The following is a 2,983-nucleotide window of genomic DNA, read 5'->3' on the forward strand; positions in this document are numbered from 1 at the left end:
CTTTTGATCTTTGCTTCTAAAATCAAAAGATCGCAGCCTTCGGCAGCTCCTACATACAAGCCGATTTTCAGTTGCAACACCCCGACTCGAGATTCTTGAGAATCGGACAATCCGGCCGGTGATCCCCCTGACAGTGCTCAACCAGATCCTGCAACGTATCGCGCAACTGCCCCAGTTCGCGGATCTTCTGGTTCAACTCATCGATATGCTGCCGGGCGAGGGCCTTCACATCGGCGCTGGCGCGCTGGCGGTCCTGCCACAGGGTCAGCAGCTTGCCGACCTCTTCCAGGGAAAACCCCAGATCCCGGGAGCGCTTGATGAACGCCAGCGTATGCAGGTCGTCATCGCCGTACATCCGATAACCGTTGTCGGTGCGATGGGCAGCCTTGAGCAAACCGATGGACTCGTAATAACGGATCATTTTTGCGCTCAGGCCACTGTGGCGAGCCGCTTGGCCGATGTTCATCGGTTGTCCTCCAGATCCTTGGGTTTCCAGGTTTTCAACAGTAACGCATTGCTCACCACGCTGACGCTCGACAATGCCATCGCCGCACCCGCCAGCACCGGATTGAGGAAACCGAAGGCCGCCAGTGGAATGCCGATCAGGTTGTAGACGAAGGCCCAGAACAGGTTCTGCCGGATCTTCGCGTAGGTCTTGCGGCTGATCTCCAGCGCCGCCGGCACCAGACGCGGATCGCCACGCATCAGGGTGATCCCGGCTGCGTGCATGGCCACATCGGTACCGCCGCCCATGGCGATGCCGATGTCAGCCGCCGCCAAGGCCGGTGCATCGTTGATGCCGTCACCGACCATCGCCACCACGCCGGTTTTCTTCAGCGCCGCGACGGTGGCGGCTTTGTCGGCCGGCAGCACTTCAGCGTGCACGTCGGTGATGCCCAGCGCCTCGGCAACGACTTTGGCACTGCCACGGTTGTCACCAGTCAGCAGGTGACTGCTGATGTGCCGTGCATTGAGTTGCTGAACCGCTTGCAGTGCGCCGGGTTTCAGGGTGTCACCGAAGGCGAACAGGCCCAACACTTTCGGCGCGGGGCTTTGCTCGATCAGCCAGGAGAGCGTCCGGCCTTCGGTTTCCCACGCAGTGGCTGAGTCAGCCAAAGCGCCTGTGCTCAGACTGCTTTCTTCCAGCAGGCGCCGGTTGCCCAACGCCAAACGACGACCATCCAGGTTGCCAGCGATGCCGCGCCCGGTCAGGGATTGGCTGTCAGTGACATCGGCCACGGACAAATCGCGTTCTCTGCACGCATCCAGTACAGCTTTGGCCAGCGGATGCTCGCTGCCCCGTTGCAGAGCTCCGGCCCATTGCAGCAGGGTGGCTTCGTCACCGTCGACGGCACTCAAATGTGCGATGCGCGGCGTGCCCGAGGTCAGGGTGCCGGTCTTGTCGAACACCACCGAACTGACTTCATGGGCACGTTCCAGTGCTTCAGCGTCCTTGATCAGAATCCCGTAACGCGCCGCTACGCCAGTGCCGGCCATGATCGCCGTCGGCGTGGCTAGACCCAATGCACAAGGGCAGGCGATCACCAGCACCGCGACGGCGTTGATCAGCGCGGTTTCCAGCGGCGCGCCATACAGCCACCAACCGACCAGCGTCGCCAACGCCAGCAGCAGAACCACCGGGACGAAAATCTGGCTGACTTTATCCACCAGTTTCTGGATCGGGGCTTTCGCCGCCTGAGCGTCCTCCACCAGACGGATGATGCGCGCCAACACGGTTTCCGCGCCAAGCGCCTGAGTGCGAACCAGCAGTCGACCTTCACCGTTGATTGCACCGCCGGTCACCTTGTCACCGGGTTGTTTCGGCACCGGCAGGCTTTCGCCGCTGATCAACGCTTCATCGGCATGGCTCTGGCCTTCGACCACTTCACCGTCCACCGGGAAACGTTCGCCGGGTTTGACCATTACCAGATCATTGAGGCGCAGGGCGCTGATGGCGACGTCCCGTTCTTGGCCGTCAATCACCTGAATCGCCCGCTCAGGACGCAGCGCTTCAAGCGCACGAATGGCGCTGGCGGTCTGGCGCTTGGCGCGGCTCTCCAGATATTTGCCCAGCAACACCAGGGCGATCACCACCGCCGAGGCTTCGAAATACAGATGCGGCATACGTCCGGCGGCGGTGGCCCACTCGTAGACACTCAAGCCATAACCAGCGCTGGTGCCGAGCGCGACCAGCAAATCCATGTTGCCGGCACCGGCGCGCACGGCTTTCCACGCGGCCACATAAAACCGTGCACCGAAGATGAATTGCACCGGTGTGGCCAAGGCGAATTGCGCCCAGGCCGGGAGCATCCAGTGCACGCCGAACGGTTGCAGCAGCATCGGCAACACCAGCGGCAAGGCGAGGGCGATGGCCGCGATCAAGGCCCAGCGCTCGCGGTGCAGACGGGTTTGTTGAGTGTCGGTTTGTGGGTGCTCGGCTTCCCAGACGCTGGCGGCGTAACCGGCCTTGGTCACGGCGGCGATCAAGGTTTGCGGATCGATCTGCCCGAGCAGTTCCAGGTGCGCGCGTTCGTTGGCGAGGTTGACGCTGACGCTCTTCACCCCCGGCACTTTGTTCAGTGCCCGCTCGACGCGACCGACGCAGGAGGCGCAGGTCATGCCGTCGATGCTCAATTCAATCGACTGCTGCGGCACGTTGTAACCGGCCTTTTGCACCGCATCCATCAAGGCTGGCAGGCTGTCGGCGGGCGCCTGGACCCGAGCCTGCTCAGTGGCGAGATTGACGCTGACGGCACTGGCGCCGATGACTTTGCTCAAGGCACGCTCGACACGCCCGGCGCAACTGGCGCAGGTCATGCCGGCAATCGGCAGATCGAAAGTGGTGGATTCGGACATCGGTCGCGCTCCCTGTAGAAGATGCCTACAGGATCAACCTTGCCATGCTGGCAAGGTCAAGCGCCATTTTTCAAAGCAAAAGATCGCAGCCTTCGGCAGCTCCTACAAAATTATGTGTACGCCTGTA

At 61.9% G+C, this 2,983-nt stretch carries 2 protein-coding genes; both read right to left on the reverse strand.

Features of this window, described 5'->3' with window-relative positions:
* Positions 1-67: 67 nt before the first annotated feature.
* Entirely contained in the window at positions 68-466 is a 399-nt protein-coding gene (cueR, locus tag ACW9JC_RS29735; protein ID WP_457459509.1) for a Cu(I)-responsive transcriptional regulator, read from the reverse strand.
* A complete protein-coding gene (locus ACW9JC_RS29740) occupies positions 463-2,856 on the reverse strand; it encodes a heavy metal translocating P-type ATPase (RefSeq protein WP_457459511.1) in 2,394 nt (797 codons plus the stop codon). Before ACW9JC_RS29740 ends, cueR begins: the two co-directional genes overlap by 4 nt.
* Positions 2,857-2,983 lie beyond the last annotated feature (127 nt).

The sequence above is a fragment of the Pseudomonas sp. SDO5591_S426 genome (assembly GCF_054070755.1).